Source organism: Salipaludibacillus neizhouensis, assembly GCF_002886185.1.
GTDB lineage: Bacteria > Bacillota > Bacilli > Bacillales > Salisediminibacteriaceae > Salipaludibacillus > Salipaludibacillus neizhouensis.
The window spans coordinates 1,300,531-1,320,821 of the sequence record NZ_KZ614146.1 but is presented as its reverse complement, the minus strand read 5'-3'; the positions used below and the strand labels follow the sequence as shown (position 1 = coordinate 1,320,821).

Here is a 20,291-nt window from a genome sequence, read left to right as displayed (position 1 = left end):
TACGAAATTCTGCGGTCGAATTCCACGCTGTTAAACCAAATTGCCCGTTAGTAAACGAAGTATCATGTACCTCAATGATTGATTCATCATCCAGGACTACTTGAATTAGATCGTTTTCGGTCTTCACTTTTAATCCATATGTCTCAAATGTATCCAGAGACCAAGGTTGTGTCTCTAGTGTTGTTCGTTCGCCTTCTACAACTTTGATGAGTCGTACCTCGTCTTCTTCAGCATTTAAGTCGACAACATACCCATTGTCACCGTTTTCATTGGAACGGAAAACAAGTCCTCCCGAACCTTTTCGACCATTTTTCTCGACTAAAGTTATATCCCCTTTATAGGTGAAATCTCCACCACGCTGGGGGGATAATGTAAGAATTTCCTCCTCTTCAGCTCCGTTCGCTTGAACTCCGCCATCCGGACCAAATTCGCTTCCGTCCTCCCAGGTTTTTAAATCTGGAGAAGTATAAAACATTATGCGGTCATCCGCTGCCAGAGCCATTACCCAATGTTCGCTCTCATCGTGCCAGAACACTTTCGGATCTCTCCAATCAGCTACAGGCGGATCGGGCATAACTGGGTTGCCTTCGTACTTATCCCAAGTTCGCCCATTGTCATGACTGTAAGCAAGACTTTGTACTTGCCCCTCTTTGCCAGAATGCGTAAATATAGCGATCATCGCATCATCGCCAAAACCAGCTGTATTATCGTAATCAATGACAGCGCTTCCTGAAAAGATATCACCATATTCATCAGGGGCCAGAGCGAGAGGTAAATGCTCCCAATGAACGAGGTCCTCACTGACAGCGTGCGCCCAGTGCATTGGTCCCCAAGTGAGCCCGTATGGGTAATATTGATAAAACAAGTGATATTCCCCGTCATGATACACCATTCCATTCGGGTCATTCATCCAATTCGCTTCAGGTGAAAAGTGAAATTGGTTCCGGTATATCTCATTGTAATAACCTGAATCAACACCTATACTTACATCTTCATTCTCATCACTTGCCACCGGCCCTAACGGAAAACTAGCCAAACTTATAAACAAACATATTAAAAATCCTAATATTATAAATCGTTTGAACAACATAACATCCACCTTTCTAATTTTTGGATAGATTCACATAAACCTGAACTAAATCGATTGTTAAGAATCCCCCCCCTAACGAAATATAGAAACCGTTTGCAAAACTAATCGGATAATGAGTGATCGTTTATGAAGTTTTTTGATTGTTTGCAATTGTTTGTAATATTACATGTGTATGTAAATTTTGTCAATTTTCATTACTTTCCTGTTATCGATGTTCATAGACCTAATAATTCTGAAAGTATATTCATAATATTTACAATATAATAGGTATAAAGACTATACAGTGAATAATTTTGTTTGAAGAATCCATTATTGGTCTTTGGATATTAGGTAAATCCTATTTATTTTTGCCAAAATAAGAATTGAAGAATTATTGACAATAGAAGAGAAGCTCCATTACACTCATATACAATCACAAATGATCATGGATTTTTCTCGAAATTGAGGATATTCTAGATAAACTTCTATGGAGGAACTTTTTTAACTTTTTGAGGGGGAGCAAACTAACCGCTCAAATTAAAAATAGTTCAATACATTAAAAAACTTACGCGGGCATCAGTACAGGAATTAAGTGAAAACTTTCAATTGATTCAAAGACAACGACATTACAACTTTCAAAATAATTGAAAGCCTTTTCGGAACTAACAGTCGTAACAAGTTCGGTTAAGGTCACTCAGGAACTGCAGGATCATCCAAGTATTGATGTACATCTTTTGGGAGGGTCTTTAAGAAAGGAAACATTAGCATTGGTTGGCCCTATGACAGAGCATGCTCTAGACATGATTCAAATGTTTTGTCATCAATCTGGATAGTTTACTGAAGAAATCCTAAGTCTTTAACTTACCTCAACTTCTATAATGAAATTTTCTTTTAGCACTACCTTTTCCACTCAGGATTAATCAAGTAAATAGTTTCTAAGTAAATCCATAAACTATTTTCTATTAATTGAACAACCTGATATTACTTCATTCTATTTTGTTCAGTTGAGGTATACCCTAATTGAACAATCCAATACCTTCCTCCGTACATATTTATAAAATTAATAAAAGGCTGTATGTATATCTTTCAATTTCCATCACATTATTACTTTGCTATGTCCTTCATCGACATTAATACTCGTACACCTCCTCAATATGCAAAAAACACTCGGATTCTGGTTTTCACCATTATCCGAGTGTAATTTAATCAATCCTTCCCCCACGAACCCTAAACACTCTCTTTCGCCAAATCCTCTCTCAACCCCCGATCATACTCCTGATACCGCCCCGCCATCCAACCATAAAGCTCTGCATCATCCATTTCCTTCACTACCTTACGAGTATCATTATAATCAGCTCCAAATATCTCATTTCTAATCTTGTTCATTGCAGGTGCGTACTGTCGAAAGTATCTGGACATTTGATACGTGTCGGCGAGCTCATCCTTTAATTTCCATGAATCATCCTTGCTCTCTGCCTCTAATGCGATATCTGTCTTATTTACTTGAACGAGCTTCCATGCATAGTTTAAGTTCGTTCTTTTTATTAACTGTTGATAAAACAGCTTAAACCAACACGCGTTATAACGACCATTTAACGTAATAGATGGCGCTTTTTCTCCATGTCCGTCACAACTTGCGAGGGTTGAAATGCCTGCAGCATTAAGGGATTTTACAAACAGTGCTACTCCCGATTCTAATTGAAGTTCTTACTGAATGATGGTGAAGAAAATGCAACCTGTCTTCAAAAATAAATATATCCTACTAGCTACATCGGTTTGATATGAAGAGTCATTCCCTTTTTCATCGTTATCGTATAATACGTTTTTCCTAATGACGATTCGCTTATTCTGACCCCATCACCTGTTAGTAAACAGTTTGCAAACCCAGGAAGTTTCAAAGTGATGAGGGTTTCTCTATCAGCAACGATTTCACCACATAATAATTGTGTTTCTAAATTCCACGAATAGGAAACCCTTCCGGTCATAAAACGAAAATCCCCTACATTCCCTTTCTTCCACTTTGTAGGAAGTGCCGGTAATAGTTTGATCATATTGGGAGAAACAAATAGGAGCATTTCTTGTACTGCATTAATAATGCCCATACTCGCATCTAATTGGATTGGCGCTGTCTCAATTTCCATATTTAATCCCATATTTCGCCAATCATTATGAACAGTGAAAAAATTAGTTAAGAGACAGGAACGTGTGAGGATATCTAAACATTCCAAAGCTTTGTTCCCGTCGTTCATTCTAGCCCATATACTCGACATATGTGCCAGGGACCAACCGGTTTGAGCACCTAATATTCTCTTTGATACGGCAACTCTAAATCCCTCGAACAGTTCCTGATCTTGTTCTTGGTTAATTTCTCTACCTGGAAAAACAGGATAGATATGAGATATATGGCGATGGTTGTACCTGTCTTCAAATGCAGGGTGTAACCATTCTTTAGTGGCACCATCTTGATTGACTTCATATTGGGGTATACGGGTAAGCATTTCCTGCCACTTTTCAATTTCATCTAAATAAAAAGCCGTTTCCTTTGCTCCCTCGATTAAATGATGTAACACTTCTTTCAATATCGCCAAATCCATTGTTGCATTGATTGTGGTTGGCATAGGATGTGCAATTTGTTTACCATCCTTTGGCATAAAATTATCTGGAGTATTTTCTGGTGAAACTGAGGGTAGATACTGGTAATTACCACCTTCATCTATGACAAGAAAATCCTCATAAAAAAGAACAACTTCTTTCATAAATGGGAGCACTTTCTCTATCAAAATTTTCTTGTCCCCAGTGTATAGATAATAGTCATAATAATGCTGTGCCAACCATCCAGCTGCCCCGGTCCAATTCATAATTACAGGAACGATTTGATTTGGTACACCAATACCAGGAGTTGTCCCTGCAGGTATATATATACCACGACATCCATATAATTTTTTTGCATTCCCTCGAAAATCTTCCATCATGTCCTCATAATAATTAAATAAGGCTGGCACTAGTTCGGATAGCCCCCCTACTGTTGCATGCCAATACATCATTTGAATGTTTTCATTTGCCATCCGATGACACCACATCAGATTATAATCTCCACCCCAAAGACCATACATCCCAAACGGTTGTCCCTCAGGTCTCGTACCAGAGATAAAAAGGTACCTTCCATACTTCCACAATTTTTCTATTAATGGAATGGAAGCTTCTCCTTCATAAGCATCTAGTAAGAGTTCTTCATTTGAATGTTCTTCTTCAGAATCACTCAATTGTAAGGAGGCTGTATGGAATAATTTTGTATGTAATGGAATATGTGCCTGTAGCAAGTCTTGGTAATCACCCTTCATTTCTAATAGCTCTTCTTGAATACGTGCCCACTCTATTACATGGTCTCCTTTAATAAAAACTTTCATAATCGTTTGTATGTGTTTAGCATCCTCACAGCGAAGACAATTATTGTCACTATTCATCTTGCCACCAGTAGGAATTATTCGTAATACTGCCCCATATTCAGTGTTATCATCATTTTTTGCCGTAAAGAAGATAAAATTATCTTCTACTTTGTACTGAACTGAACATTCCAATTCTTTTACCCGCTGCTCCATGTTGTTCCTATCCGTCTTACGTAGTCCAAGCTGAAAATCTGTAGTTAGTAATTCACTTGTTGATTTTATTTCATATACAACAACATCATCCGCTCGTGAAACAAATAAATTTCGTTCAAATAACTCATTTCCCTCTTTCCACCTTACCGATACCTCTCCTGTTTCCATATCAACTTCTCTACGATAGTGTTTAAACCCTTCTGTCTGCTGCATCCTAAGGGTTAATTCAACAAGAGGTAAAAACGATGCTAAGCGAGTATCATATCCGTTCTCTTTTAATGTATTTGTTAAATGCCAGCTTGCTTCCTTGTATTTTTCTTTCTTCATTAGATCACGTGTTTCATTTAGCGTATAACCAACATCTGGAAGTACATCTTTTTTGCCCCTATGCCATAACCCTTCATGGTTGATTAAGATCTTTTCCAAACTCACACCACCTGAAACAGAAGCACCTAATTTGCCGTTTCCAGATGGTAAACCATCTCTCCACATATTCCTCCACCATGCTGCAGGATATTTTAAAGAAATGCGATTTCTAGAATTTTTCTTATCCATCATTAACTAAAAACCTCCAGTTCGATTCTCTTTAACAAAATATCACTTGCAGTGTGCAAGTGATATTTTTCTCGATCAATCTATTTATCTATTATTTTCAATGACTATTTTCATATAATTTGAGGTTTAGCTAATTTTTCCATTTCAATACTCGCTAGTAAAAATGGGGCTACTCCCATAAGATCATCACTTACTATTTGCTCACTCATATAATAGTCATAAGAACCATCCCGGTACTTATCCCCACCAAGACCAGCCCCTCTACATATACCATGGAGGTGAACGCCATCTTCATCTTCAGTGACAAAATGTTTATGGATACCTTCATACGAACGGATTACGACATCCAGATTAATACCCGACAAATAACCTAAACGGATTCCTTTTGCCAATGCATATGTCAGCATACAGGAACCAGATGCTTCTAAATAATTTTTCTCTCTTCCGTTTTGATCCAATAACTGATACCAGAGTCCACTCTCTTGGTCTTGAACACTTTTAATAGCGTGGGCCATTCGCTCAAAAATACCCATGATTTGACCACGTTTCGGATGATTAACTGGAAAATGTTCAAGGGAATCAACAATGGCCATGCAATACCATCCCATTGCACGTCCCCAGATGTGGAATGATTGACCCGTTTCCTTGTCACACCAACGCTGTTCTCTACTTTCATCCCATGCATGATGCAGTAGCCCCGTTTTTGGGTTGCGCGTTTTCTCCTCAATCAACAGGATTTGCCTTGCAACATCGTCAAATCCTTCAGAATCATGAAATGTTTTCGCATATTCAGCTAAAAAAGGTGATGACATATAAACACCGTCAAGCCACATTTGAAAAGGATAGATTTTTTTATGCCAAAAACCTCCTCCACTTGTTCTTGGCTGTCCTACAAGCTGTGATACTAGCTGCTGAATCGCCTTCTTATACTTTTCCTCTCCAGTACGATTCCAAAGTAAGAATAAGTTCTTTCCTTCATTAATATGATCCAAATTATATTCCTCAATGGAATAGTTTTTTATCGTTCCATTTTCTTGAATAAATAGATCCATATGTCTTTTAACCATTAAGTGATATTCTTCATTACCACTCCATTCTGAAAGCCAGTCAAATGCCTTTAATGTCATTCCCGCTACATATCCCCATTTATTAGCAATTTTGGGGTGATATCCATTTTCGCATTGCGAAAGTATTGTTTCAGCAATTTTCATTGACCATTGGTTTGGTTGCATTAGTCATTCATTCTCCTTTATCATTTCATCTATTGTTATTTTTTTCGTCATATCATGCTAAAATTTCCTTCTTTCTACACCATGTAAAAGAACTTACTCTACTTTATAATAAGGAATGTAACCCTTCCCATTTCACCGACCAACTACCATCTTGTGGGAACCCTGGGCAATGATGATCTGAACCATCCTTCCATCCACAAACCATCATGGCAACCGCGGTTAAAAGCCCACCATTACCTGGTAAGTATGCGGTCAAACCAGACCGTTGATAATTATGGCCATTTACCAAATACGTATTTTTAGTAGCATCCATTAATAAAAAGTCTAAAGCTAGCTCTCTTTCTCCCAACCTAGTAGCAGTCATTGCACACATTGGAAAATCCCACCCCCATGCAGATTCCCAATTCCATACTTTTTTTACCTTATATAACGTATTTCTCATGATTTCCGGATCCACCAACGTACCAGGTAAAATACCTAAGGCTCCAAGCATGGAAGGATGATCATGATTTTTCTCTGTAAATGTATTTAAACAATTCTCATGTGCAAGATACACACCATCTTCATATCGTGGCTTTGCTAATGAATTGGCTACCCGTGACCACATTGGATTCACAGGTAGATTTAATCGGTTAGCCCAACTAATTGCGATTTCCAAACCATACTTCCAATATTCAAGCTCATATGGAGGATTTAAACTATCGTGTATATAGTGACACTCTTGAGCAGGTATTAGTGGTGGTCCAAGAACATAAACTTCCTTCTTCTCATTCCAATGTGCATAGGACACCATGAAGTCTGCAGCCTCAAAAACGATCGATTGAAAGCGCTTAAGAAATTCTGTAGTTGGATGAACTAAATAACACATCTCAGCCAATGCCATTGGGTGTGGTTGTTGCCAAATTAACCCTGGTGCTACCGGAGAAGGACTTTGTTTGCCATCTATCCCCACCATTTTAGGCCATCTAGCCCCAGCATAACCTTGTGATTCAGCAAGTTCCCTTGCTAGAGGCAATATAGATTGATACCATTCAAGACTATTTTCTACATATTCCTTTCGTCCCCATAGAGGAAAATGTGCTCCGTGCCACCAGTGCATTTCCAAATGGAATTTTCCAAACCAACTATTATACATAAAACCTGTTTCTTGTGGGGGTAATGAACCAGCACTATGAATAGTAGATAAATATTGTGAAAGAACTACCCTTCGTTCAAGTTCCGTCGCACGTGGGTCGGTACTACCAGAAAAATCGAGAGCTCCACCATTTAGCCAAAATGCTTCCCAGAAGGAACGACTAGATTCAAATACTGTTTTTGGTTTTACAGAAGGTGGTTCTTTCGGTGCGTAGGAAACCGCAAATTCTAAAAATTCAGAGCTCCCATCACCAATTAGTGTATATTCATGTTCTCCCGTTTGCTGCAAGGAACCATTATTCCAATCCCATCTTACATCATATTGATCCTGATCCATCTTCCGTGTAAGTAAAACTGATTTGTCAGTATGTGAGTGATATTCTGTTTGGTGTCTGTCATCATTATCCCAGTCAGGCTGTGTAGCTTTTGACCAACTATTATGAGTCACATCAGGCGCTGGAAAAAGAGTAAATACCTGAATACGTTTCTCCTTAATTAATGGGGAAGATACTTGTACAGCAACGACATCATGATCTGCATGACAAGCCGTCTTGACCTGGACTGGAACTCCTTCTACAAAAAATTCACTTTCAACGATCCCTGTCCATAAATCAAGTTTTTGATTTATTCCTGTAATCTCATCCAATTGCACGAACTGATTATTTTCTCTTAAAAACCGAAATGAAATTCTCCCTAAATGTAGTCTGTGAGGATTTTGACGTAACCAGTTATAAGCTACCTCTTTCCCTTCCGGTTTCATCGGGTAATTTACCTGTCGTCCATATGTATCAAAACCTTGATACATAATATCTTTCTCGGAATAAAGATTTGGTCCACCAGTATAATGCCACCCCCAATTTGATTGCGTCCCAAGTGGAGTCTCATATGCTTCTGGAAAGGTCTGTAACCCTGTAAAGTCACAGCTAAACCCAAACTCTCTGTTACCAATTGATAGTGGTGCAAGTGACTCTATCTTCGTAATACTAGGATTGTGACGGTCTACAATATTCCTTCTATTTAACATTATTATTCCACCCCAATTTACTAAAATCACCTAATTTATGAATCTGTGAAGTATCTAATTAATTACATAACTTCTTTCCTGGCCTTCAACACTTCCCTGTATTTACCCGGTGTAATATTATTGCATTTTCGAAATGCCCGAATAAAACTATTTTCATGATGGTACCCAACTTTTATAGCAATATCCGAAATTTTTTTATCCGTATGCAACAATAATTCAGCAGCACGCTTCATTCTCAAATTAGTAAAATATCCGTAAATCGTTTCATTCTTCTCCTTCTTAAAAATTGCACTTGCCAAGCTTACACTAATACCAATTGCATCGACAATTTCCTTTATACCGATTGGCTCATTTAAATGCGCCTTCATATAATCGATCATTTTTTCATTTAATAGGGATTCTTTACATATTACTGATGACTGAGATTCCTCGATCAATACATTTGCCTGGTAATTAAGAAAGTCCGCAATATCATCGATGTGAATCGTGTGAAGTTGATTAAAGAAATTTCTTTCTTTACTATTCACTTTATCCTCATTATGCCCAAAACGAAGATATCTCTCACCAATCCTCCTAATAATTGATAGCGCTTTCTCTGGATTCAAATTACTTCTCTTAATCTCTCCAATAATATGATCAATTAAGTTGCTAGAACGTAACCTGTCCCCAGTTTCAATAGCTTCCGTCAATTGATCTAAAACATGATCATTTATTGATATTTTCCGAATATCCTGTTCCATTAATTCTTCAAATTTCAATATGCTTCCATATCCAGTATATAACCTGTTTCCAAGGGCTGTATCTGCTTCAAAAACCGCCTCCAATAATCTTCCGAAATCAGATTTCTGATTACTAATTCCGATTGAAATACTAAACCTTAGTATTCTATGAATATCGGAAAGTGATTTCTTTATTTTTCCATCTAACAGTGTTTCATCTTCACTTGGATCAAGGACAATCACAAACTTATCCTTTCCAAGGTCGATACATTCGCTGTGTGAATGTGGCTCTACTATTTCTGTTATTATATTCGCTAATGCAAATTTTAAGAGAGAATGATCTGAATCTGAATACCGATATGACCATTCATAGAAATTATCAATAGAAATGATTGCGACTTTAAACGGGTTATTTGCTGATTCTTGAAAATACCCTTTGCATTTTTCACTAATCTCTCTAGTATTGGTTAGATTTTCATTATAAATATCGCTAAAAAACTTGGCCGTTGCCTCAGCTCTTACCTTCCGAATCATGTGAGCATGATCATGAAGTAATTCCCCTGTAAGATTTTCTAAGTGCAGTAAATCATCGTCGTTCATGTCTTGTTTACCAATATTAAATAGCTGTTTCATTCGACGTATAGGTCTAAAAGCAATGTTGTTGATATAATAAATGGCAACCCCACCAAGTAACAAAGCGATAATCGACACTGAAAGAACGACATGACCGACTTTTTTAGATTTTGCTAGTAAACTATCTTGAGGTACTAAAGAAACATATTTCCAGCCCGTCAGTGGAGATATGTTCTGGCTAACAAGCAGTTGTCGGTCATGATAGGTGATATCTCCCAAATGTTTGTCATTTAATTCAGATACTGAACTCACAACTGCTTTAGAATCCAGTTTTTTGCTAGAAGTTGAATAAATAATTTCATTATTTTGATCGATAATAAACCGAGTACTGCTTAAATTAGACATTTTTGGTGGAGTTAATGGTTCAAATAAATCGTTATTTCCAAGATTTACAGCAACTATTCCCTTGAATTCACCTTGAATCATTATTTTTCTAAACAAAGTCACTTCAGAACGATTGTGTTTTTCTCCATCATGAACGTTTCTTTTTTTTACAATCATCATTTCATCACCGAACTCGTCAGCTATACCTACCCAATTTGAATCGATAAACGTTGTTTTACGTGAACTAAATCCTTGGGGCATCGAAACAAAACTATCATGTTTAATATCATATATGTAAATACTATTGATGTGAGATGAACTATTGATATAAGTAGATAACAGCTGATAAATCTCTGAAATATCGTTATATGAATTCTGTATATCGCTGTTCAAAAACTTATAAATATGTTCGTTAAGTGCAACCTTAATTGCAATGTTATCGCTTTCAATAATGTGATTATCGATAAAGTTCATACTAACTTGTAGCATTTGTTGCTGTGGTTCGTTTAACTCCTCCTGCAACACTGACTTGGAAGTTTGATAGGATGTTATACTCACGATGAGAATGATAAAAAAAACGGCCATCGTTAAAAATAAAATCAACCTCGTCTCCGTTTTGAACAATGAATATTTTAGCCATTTTTGAAATGATTTGAACATCCTTTTTCGACCTCCTTTTTGGCATTATACTACATATTCATTTTCGTGAGGAGGTTACGACAATTTTAGAGTTTAACAGTGTTTTTCTTGGTTTCTAATCATCCTAATAGTTTCAATTCCAGCTAATAAAACAATACCAATTCCATGTGTATCATTCATTGTCCATGGAAGCTCGTGCTTATAATAATAATTTGAAAACGAATAACTTGATCCTTTACATACTCCATAAATATTGCCTTGTTTATCGATTTCCCGCTCGGTTAACCCTTTCCACCCTGACATGACAGCCTGTAAATATTGTTCTTTGTCATCAATCCATCCGAACCGAACTCCATTAGCAAAAGCATACATAAACATAGATGTACAGGAGGATTCTTCGTAAGATTCTGGATCAATTAAAACCTGATGCCATAATCCATTAACCCCTTGGACCTTCAAACATCCTTCCGCAAGTTGAAGATAAAACGTCAATATATGAGGATATAACTCGTGGTCATCAGGTAATACTTTTAATAACTCCGTTAAAGAGAATAATACCCAACCATTTCCTCTTCCCCATGTTGTTTGAGTAGGTTTCTTCTGTTTAACATGATAGACATGTGACATAAGTTGGACTTCTTCCATATAAAGGTATCCCTTATATAGTAGAAGCTGTCTGGCAGCCTCATCCAAATAGCTACTGTCACTAATTAGTTCAGCATATCTGCAAAAAAATGGTACACTCATGTACATATCATCACACCACATCGTCTTATTCATTTTTTGTGATACACCAATTTCACGATAGAATGCACCATCCTCTAAGCGACTTTGCTGATTCATTATATAATTGGCGATAACATCTGCCGTTTCCCTAGCTCCTTTTAATGGGCGATTATTATTTGCAAGTATCATGAGGGCAGCGAAGGAGCCACAATCATCAAGGCTATCAATATCAGAAAGTTGATTGTTAATACCGGCTGCACCATATTGTTTCTTGTCCCATACTGAATAATCATATCTAGAAGTTGCTAATTCTACATGGTCTAGTACGTAATCTAACATATCAGGTTTATGCAACTCTTTTGCTATTTCTAATAAACCATACATCGTAACACCTAAAGGATAATTCCATTTGCCAAATAGCTGATTTTCGAGAAAGGGTCGAACATACGCTCCTCGATCCGTACACCAAAAAAAGGATTGATTTTCTTGGTTTGTAGCAACAGTATCCATTGACTGATAGTTAGAAATCATTACCTTTTCATCATTTAAGAATGGTCCTAAATAAAGCCAAGCATCCGAACTCCCTTTTACCTCATGTGGAATCCATAACCTAGCATTCCTTGTGAGAAGTTCTAAAGTAAATCCCCAGTTCTGTTGACCACTTTCACTAATAACAACCAAGTCATGTAATCCAATTGGTACTTTTATAATGACCTCTAATTCACCAAGATTATTTTGCTGAAATAAATCTTGACCATTAAGAAGCAGTTGTATTGGACCAGTTGTTGTTCCTTTAAGAACAAGAGGCTCTAGGCTATAACTTTCTATCTTTGTCCAAGCATAAGCCACATATCCTTTTTTCGACCCATATAAATGTGAAAATTGGTCAGCCTTTTTCGGCAAAGAGGTTATTTTTGGAAGCCAGTTACAGCCTGTTGAATATTCTCTACATGTCAAAGAAGGAATTTGATCAAGGGATTCCTCCATCGGTTCAGTATAAATCCAACCTTCCTCTCCTGCCCTTTCAAAAGAAGGGGCTAAAAAGTGATAAGGGACATTTTTACGGTTTCCTGTACCAAAAACAGCTCCACATCCATGCTCTCCTTTTTCAATTTCAAGGACAAAATGGTTCCAACCTTTGACTAAATCTAATGAAAGTTTACTATCTACATCGGTGGATTCCTCTTCACTCGTTGACCCAAATCTTTTAACACCATTATGATATAAGCGAACAGGTCCTAAGCATGTAAGCAGAAAAGGAAAGGAGTGTTCCTCTACAACCCACAGCTTAGCCCATGCATATATTTTTTGGCCATTTTGTATCCCTGGAAACATCTTTACAGCAGGAAAAACATAACGGTGATTCTCCATTTTCTTGATAGCACTTTTTCTCGTTACCCGATAATTAGGAGGTCTGGAGGGGTTTGCTCCAATGTAGCGTTGAGCAATTGTAGTAAGAACATCCTCCATTTTATGCTGAAAAGACATGCTTTCTTCTGGAGAGAAATGATTAAAATGGTTCAATTCAATTCATCTCCCCACTTGATGTGTAATCCTGTTGTTTTGCAAGAACTTCGTCGATCGTGATTGGACGGTGCTCTTTTACTGATTTCCAAACAGCCTCACCGGTTGATACAGAATATGCTCCGTCAAGTGCTCCAGATAATTTTTTGTAGGGTCTCCGACGATCCTCTCCCATAAAAAGATCCTCTAGAAGTAGCGGATCTCCTCCCCCATGACTTCCTTCGCGGTGCACAACATGGATCGTTTCCTTCGAACCAAATAGTGGAAAATAATCGATTGTTTGTTTCGGTGTAGGAAATGGGGTCCGACCTGGTGCATGGTATTCAACTGTTTCCAACCTACCCTTTGTTCCATTGATTGCAAGACGATAGCCCTCATATGGTAGTGAAAAATTAACAGAGTAGCTAAGTAATGCCCCTCGATTGTACTTTATAGTTGCTGAATATGTGTCCTCGATATTTATTTCTGAATCAAAAATACATTGATCAGGTCGATAGTTTGTATAAGGGTACTTTTTACCCTCTTCAAGTGATTCAAGGTGATCATCTGGAACTTGAAACCGCTCCTTCCTCGAGTTCCACCTAGAGTAATAGGCACAGTCCTCCGTATGCATACAAGTTTCGCAATGCCTACCATCCTCTTTACTAGGATTCCATTCGCTATCTGGACCATAGTAATTAAGAGCCCCATATGCAAAAACCTCAACAGGCCTTTGGTCTATCCACCAATTGACCAAATCAAAATGGTGTGTGCTTTTATGAATTGATAGTCCACCAGAGAGTTCCCTTAACCTGTTCCACCTTTTGAAATAACTTGATCCATGATGTGTATCTAGATACCAATTCAAATCAATAGAGGTAACTCTTCCTAACTTTCCTTCCATAATTATTTCTTTAATCTTTGTATGAATTGGTGCATATCTGTAATTGAAGGTAACCGTTACCTTTCCTTTACTAGCTTGCTCAGCATCTAAAACTTTTCTACAATCCTCACCTGTAGTGACCATTGGCTTTTCTGTAATGACATCAAGATCACGCCGGAGGGCAGCAATTATATACTTCGCATGACTATCATCACGTCCTGCAACAATGATTACATCTGGCTTTGTTTCATCAACCATTCGATCGAATTCCGATTCTCCATACGTTTCTACAGGAGTTAGATCCGGGAATCTAGTTTCAAATAATTCAAATCGTTTAGAATCACGATCTAATAACCCAACTATTTCACAACTTTCAGAAAATGTAGTGGTAATCGGCTTAGCAAACATACCTAGAGCTCTCCCACTTAGGCCACAAATAGCATATCTTTTCTTCATTAGATTCAATCCTTTCCATGGATTCTCGTTTCCTATAGAAAATTGAAATGAGAGTTGCTCAAAAATCACATTTTTGAGCAACAACTTCTGTTAAACTTATTAATTGAATCAATTTCATAATACAATTTTTCAGCTATTTTAACGAACGTTTGAACAAATACCGATATCAATGTTCGTAAAAAAGAATGATTGAAGTGTAAGACGGCGACTCCTGTGGGATCAGCGAAGTCTGAAAATCCATTCTGACGGAGATTCTCGGAGGAAGAATTAGTTGAAGACGAGCCCCACGGAAAGCGTCCGTCTGAAATGGAGATCATTAAGAATGTTCGAAAATCTATATACAAAGATGACTTATGAAATTCTTTCAATTAGCTATTATTCATTTACTCTTTCATGCCATTCTTGCACTCTTTCAGTAACTTTATCTCCACCAGCTTGATACCATCTATCCACAAACTCATCGAACTTATCGATTGGCCATTCACCAATAACAATTTTCGTTAAATATTCTTGGAATAGTTTGTGCGATTGAATATCTGGAAATCCTTCGTAAACAGTCGATGGTAAACCGTCTCCTTCGATTCTTCGAGCATCTGCAGTACTTATCTCAAATATATCCTTAACCATTTCGATTTGATATTCTTCCATCGTTTCATCAATACGATTCTCCATATCTTCTTTCGTTACTAAATTTCTCATTCCTAATGCGATAGGTGTTTCATCGGTTGGAGGAATCAATATCTTTTCCCCATTTTCTACTTTATGTTGTGCTCCCTCAATCCCATATCTGATAAAATCGTTATTTGCCGTATCATAGAAGTAGTCTAGTAATTTTAAAGCTGAGGCAGCATTTTTCTCAGATGCAGCAGGAATCATCCATTCTGGTTCTCCCATGCTTTTTTGAGTGATATACCCTTCAAATCCTTCTGCTTTTGGAAGTGGCATTCCAACAACATTTGCTTCAGGTGCTCCTTCAAGCATTGCGTTGTGACGATCACGTAAGTTAGCCGGTAAATGATACCAACTGCCTACTAAGTTAGTATTAATTTTCGCTGTCCAAACCTCACCTTTATTTAAAAAGGTTTCATTGTCTAGTAGTTTTTCTTCATATAAATCACGGATAAATGAAATAGATGCCTTCATATTTTTGGAAACACCAGCATATTGAATTTCACCTTCATAAATATCCCATTCAGGTTCACCTTCCCACATTGCTACTCCATAGATCGAAAATAAGTGATCCATCCATTTACCAAATTCCCTTCCTGATGTAGGAAGTTCATCCTGTTTTCCATTACCATTTGGGTCATCATCACGAAATGCTCTTAATAGCTCTTTATATTCCTCAACTGTTTCAGGCATATCCATACCTACTGCATCAATCCAGTCTTGACGAATTAATGCAGCACGTTCTGGAACTAGGTATACCTTTGGAACATAATAGATTTTCCCATCGGGTGTAGCAGATCGTACGACATCCCATGCCTCTTTAGGAATGTTTTTCCACACATTTGGTGCATATTTCGGGAGTAGATCATCCAATGGCAGTGCTGCACCTTGACTTATTAGGGTTTGGTCAAATTTACCAATTGGGCGGAAGATATCCGGATATTCTTCAGATGCAAACATTAAATTTAAGTATTCAGCTGGATCCGCTCCAGCAGGTTCGGACATCAATTCATATTGAACGCCTGTATCTTCCAATACTTGTTGAACATGCGGATCGTCAGGACCAGGAAGAGTTCCTTTAGACAGATGGCTTTTAAACACTTTTACTTTACTAACTTCTTCTGATGAATCGTCATCAGAAACTCCTGACTCACTATCCACTTCATTATTGCTAGAACAACCAACTAGAATACCAATAACAAGCATCAAGGTAAAAAACATGAGTAAAAATGGCTTTCTACTACTATTAAACATTCAAAATCCCCCTTTGTTTTTTCATAATAACTATCTTTACTATCAAACCGATTTTCGGTTTAATCGACTCATTCCTTGATTGATCCAAGTACAGCACCTTTGACAAAATATTTTTGTAAGAATGGATACACCAAGACAATTGGTACCGTAGCAAAAATAATTGTTGCCGCTTTCAAAGTTATTGTATTGAAATCAAAGTCACCCGTAATTAAATTGACCTCAGCAAGAGCTTCTGGTGATGTGAAATATCCACGAAGTCTCATCTGTAATGGCCATAAAGTTTGGTCACGTATAAACAGTACTGCACTTTGAAACGTATTCCAGAAACCAACCGCATAAAACAAGCCAATTGTTGCAAGTACAGGCTTCGATAAAGGAATATAGATCTGAAATAATATACGAAAATCATTACATCCGTCTATTTTTGCTGCATCATCTAGTTCACTTGGTATTCCCATGAAAAAGGTCCTTACGATGATCATATTGAAGGTACTAATTAATCCTGGAATAATTAGTGCCCATATTGAATCCATCAATCCGAGTTCTCTAACAGTTAGGAAATATGGAATCATTGGTGCATTAAAAATCATCGTGATGACAATCGCAAGCATGATCGGCTTTTTGGGGAGAAATTCTTTTCTAGACAATGGAAATGCTGTTAAGACTGTAAATAACATACTTAAAATTGTCCCAACAACTGTAATGAAAATCGTCACTCCAAAAGATCTCCAAAGCACATCATTTTGAAGGATATGTTTCCATGTAGCTAAGGTAAATTCCACTGGGAACAGGAATACCTGTTTTGATTCAGCAGCGATTGGAGAACTAAAGGAAACTGCTAACAGTTGTAGCAAAGGCAGAATCATTGTTGCTGAAATGACAATAAGAAAAGTATAGTTAAAGAATTGAAAGCATTTTTCTCCCAATGATTTTTTCATTACCATAACCCCTGTTCTGATTTTCTAGCAAGCCTATTAAAAATCCAAAGCAACATAAAGCCAATAACTGATTGGAATAAACCAATTGCCGTTGTTACACTAAACTGTCCTTGAAGTACCCCTGCTCGATAAACATATGTTTCAATAATATCCCCTACTGAATATGTCATCGGAGTTAGTAAGTTAAAGATTTGATCGAATCCAAGCTCTAAGAAATTACCAATGTTCAGTAAAAATAGAATTAAAATAGTTGGGAATAACAATGGTAAGGTGATATATCTTATTTGTTTCCAACGATTCGCACCGTCAATTACTGCTGCTTCATATAAACTTGGGTTAATTCCCGTAATTGCAGCTAAATAGATGATTGTTCCCCATCCAACACTTTTCCATATTCCTGAGATGACAACAATTGTACGAAAATAACTCTCTTCCTGCATAAACAGAATTGGTGCTGCACCAAATAACTCGCGAATGGCATTAACAATTCCTTCTAAAGCCAACAATTCAAAAACAATTCCTCCTACTACTACCCAAGATAAAAAATGAGGGAGATAAAACAAGCTTTGAACTGTTCTTTTAAGAAACATTAATCGTACTTCATTAAATAACAATGCTAAAATAATTGGAGCTGGGAACCCAAAAATCAGCTGATAAAAAGCAATCATGACAGTGTTCCTTAACACTTGATAGAAATCTTGATAGGAAAATATATACTTAAAATTATCCAACCAAACCCAAGGACTATCTAAAATCCCACTAAAAATTTGATAATCTTGAAATGCGATAACGCTTCCAAACAATGGGACATACTTAAAGATAATATAATATAACAGCCCTGGAACGATCATTAGATAAAGCATCCAGTTTTTTTTAATATTATCTAAATATCTACTAATAAGATTTTTCTTCTTATTCAATACATTTGTATTAATTGAAAGGTTTGACTCCCTTTGCTTTTTTATCGATGAGTCACCCATATCCCTACCCTCCCCCTCTTTTTTTTAATATTACAAATTGATTATAACTAGCACCATCAAGCTCATTCAACCATCCATTTCTACATGAAATACACAAATTGTAGATTTAGAAACAAAATATGTATCGTATCCTAGCTAATACAAGTTTATGAACAATCATAAGTTTTTTATTTTATGTAAGCGTTTTCTATACTGATTTTAACGCTTTTGCACAAATTGTTTGCTGGATGTAAGATATGCACATTCTAGCTAAACCTCTAATTGGATAGTGTAATCTTCCCAATTTCCAGCTAATAGTAGAGGCCTTCCGAAAGTGTCCATGACTTTCAGCCGGCCCTTTGTAAACCAGAAGTTAACTTCTAGTTTTCTACTAAACTTTTAAATGTTACAAATTGCGTGTCTTTACTCGGATAACAGGAACTTCTCCTAATCAATATAGAGAGGATCATTCATATTGAAGCAGAAACGCAAACATTCTCGGTAAATGTAAGATACATGAATTGATTTGAGCAAAATATGTAATAACAGCTTCGTTATAATTTGTTTAAGAGGGATAAGGTGTGAATCCAGTCTTTACTACTTATAGGAAAGAGGTGGAATGGTGAGAGGAAAACAAGAAATAAAGTTGAGAAGAGTTATAACTTATAAAAGGAGTGAGACAATGAAAAAAATTAGCAAGAAAGGCATGTTACTATTTGCTGCATTGATTTTTATCAGTTTAGGATGGGGGACTCAAACGGCTATGGCCTATTCATCGTCCGGGACAGAAGAAAGCCATGAAAACAATGTATCCATTTATATAGCGGGTGATTCAACTGCATCTTATTATGGAGAAGACCGAGCTCCTCGTACAGGGTGGGCCCAAGTACTTGACCCAATGTTTGATAAAAAAATTGTAGTCCAAAACCAAGCCACCTCAGGGAGAAGTTCCAAAAGCTTTATTGATGAAGGCCGGTTAGACAATATACTTGCTGAAATTGAAAAGAAAGATTACTTATTCATTCAGTTTGGACATAATGATTCAAAGTCAAATGACCCTGCTCGTTATACAGAACCCTTCACAACTTACAAAAGCTATTTGAAACAGTATATCGATGGAGCTCGTGAAAAAGGGGCTATACCGGTTTTATTAACGCCGGTTGAAAGAAGAAGGTTTACAGAAGATGGACAAGCAAAGCGGTCACACGGAGAGTATCCAGAAGCGATGAAGCAGCTTGGAGAAGAAGAACAAGTGCCGGTTATCGACATGTCTGAAAGAAGTATCGACTTGTACAATCAACTTGGACCAGAAGGAAGTAAAGATCTCTTCATGTGGTTTGCCGAAGGCGAACACCCTAATTATCCAGAGGGTGTAAGTGACAATACACATTTTCAAGAAAATGGTGCGAAGCAAATTGCTGAACTGGTTGCCGAAGAGATATACCGATTAAAGATTCCCCTACTTCACAGCCATCTATCAAAATGATGGAGTTCTCTTACTAAAAGGTAAAGGGTAGCACAGGTACCATCGTTCCCTATCCAATCGGATAAACTTATCATTGTTGGTATGAATAAATGGTAGATATTAAAAAAATTCGGTTGGATAATGGGGCGTTACCCACGAACCCTAAACACTCTCTTTTACCAAACCCTCTCTCAACTCCCGATCATACTCCTGATACCTCCCCGCCATCCAACCATAAAGTTCTGCATCATCCATTTCCTTCACTACCTTACGAGTGTCATTATAATCAACGCCAAATATCTCCTTTTTAATCTTTATCATTGCAGGGGCATACTGTCGAAAGTATCTGGACATTTGATACGTGTCGGCGAGTACGTCCTTTAACTTCCATGAATCATCCTTGCTTTCTGCCTCTATAGCGATATCTGTCTTATTTACATGAACGAGCTTCTATGCATAGTTTAAGTTCGTTCTTTTTATTAACTGTTGATAAAACAGCTTAAACCAATA

Annotated in this window: 13 protein-coding genes and 1 pseudogene; 2 read left to right on the top strand and 12 right to left on the bottom strand. The window is 37.2% G+C overall.

All coding sequences use genetic code 11. The features are described from left to right. Position 1: 1 nt before the first annotated feature. Positions 2–973: pseudogene (locus CEF18_RS27110) on the bottom strand (glycoside hydrolase family 32 protein); the annotation flags it as partial. A gap of 740 nt (positions 974–1,713) precedes the next feature. Between CEF18_RS27110 and CEF18_RS06250 the strand changes: the two are divergent. Then, a complete protein-coding gene (locus CEF18_RS06250) occupies positions 1,714–1,902 on the top strand; it encodes a DeoR/GlpR family DNA-binding transcription regulator (RefSeq protein WP_223292254.1) in 189 nt (62 codons plus the stop codon). A gap of 394 nt (positions 1,903–2,296) precedes the next feature. Here CEF18_RS06250 and CEF18_RS06245 read toward each other — a convergent pair whose 3' ends face one another. The 10 genes from CEF18_RS06245 to CEF18_RS06200 form a co-directional block, all read right to left on the bottom strand. Further along, entirely contained in the window at positions 2,297–2,455 is a 159-nt protein-coding gene (locus CEF18_RS06245) for a hypothetical protein (RefSeq protein WP_190238678.1), read from the bottom strand. Between the two features lie 380 nt (positions 2,456–2,835). After that, entirely contained in the window at positions 2,836–5,226 is a 2,391-nt protein-coding gene (locus CEF18_RS06240) for a glycosyl hydrolase family 95 catalytic domain-containing protein (RefSeq protein WP_110935674.1), read from the bottom strand. A 107-nt stretch (positions 5,227–5,333) separates the two neighbouring features. Continuing rightward, a complete protein-coding gene (locus CEF18_RS06235) occupies positions 5,334–6,455 on the bottom strand; it encodes a glycoside hydrolase family 88/105 protein (protein WP_110935673.1) in 1,122 nt (373 codons plus the stop codon). 103 nt (positions 6,456–6,558) lie between these two features. After that, positions 6,559–8,613, bottom strand: coding sequence for a glycoside hydrolase family 65 (locus CEF18_RS06230; protein ID WP_110935672.1), 2,055 nt, complete (start codon positions 8,611–8,613; stop codon positions 6,559–6,561). Between the two features lie 62 nt (positions 8,614–8,675). After that, positions 8,676–10,949, bottom strand: coding sequence for a helix-turn-helix domain-containing protein (locus tag CEF18_RS06225; RefSeq protein ID WP_110935671.1), 2,274 nt, complete (start codon positions 10,947–10,949; stop codon positions 8,676–8,678). Between the two features lie 72 nt (positions 10,950–11,021). Next, on the bottom strand, positions 11,022–13,178 hold the full coding sequence (locus tag CEF18_RS06220) for a glycoside hydrolase family 88/105 protein (RefSeq protein ID WP_110935670.1): 2,157 nt from the start codon (positions 13,176–13,178) through the stop codon (positions 11,022–11,024). Position 13,179: 1 nt separating this feature from the next. Then, positions 13,180–14,496, bottom strand: coding sequence for a Gfo/Idh/MocA family protein (locus CEF18_RS06215; protein ID WP_110935669.1), 1,317 nt, complete (start codon positions 14,494–14,496; stop codon positions 13,180–13,182). Positions 14,497–14,871: 375 nt separating this feature from the next. Next, entirely contained in the window at positions 14,872–16,419 is a 1,548-nt protein-coding gene (locus CEF18_RS06210) for an extracellular solute-binding protein (protein ID WP_110935668.1), read from the bottom strand. A 68-nt stretch (positions 16,420–16,487) separates the two neighbouring features. Next, on the bottom strand, positions 16,488–17,357 hold the full coding sequence (locus tag CEF18_RS06205) for a carbohydrate ABC transporter permease (RefSeq protein ID WP_110935667.1): 870 nt from the start codon (positions 17,355–17,357) through the stop codon (positions 16,488–16,490). After that, positions 17,357–18,220, bottom strand: a complete 864-nt coding sequence (locus tag CEF18_RS06200) for an ABC transporter permease (protein ID WP_223292354.1) — start codon at positions 18,218–18,220, stop codon at positions 17,357–17,359. The genes CEF18_RS06205 and CEF18_RS06200 overlap by 1 nt, the downstream gene beginning before the upstream one ends. A gap of 778 nt (positions 18,221–18,998) precedes the next feature. Here CEF18_RS06200 and CEF18_RS06195 point away from each other — a divergent pair. Continuing rightward, complete coding sequence (locus CEF18_RS06195) at positions 18,999–19,802, top strand: rhamnogalacturonan acetylesterase (protein ID WP_407690385.1); 804 nt, start codon at positions 18,999–19,001, stop codon at positions 19,800–19,802. Between the two features lie 141 nt (positions 19,803–19,943). Here CEF18_RS06195 and CEF18_RS06190 read toward each other — a convergent pair whose 3' ends face one another. Next, the gene (locus CEF18_RS06190) at positions 19,944–20,102 is read right to left on the bottom strand and encodes a hypothetical protein (RefSeq protein WP_190238677.1); all 159 of its coding nucleotides are present in this window, start codon (positions 20,100–20,102) and stop codon (positions 19,944–19,946) included. Positions 20,103–20,291: the final 189 nt, after the last annotated feature.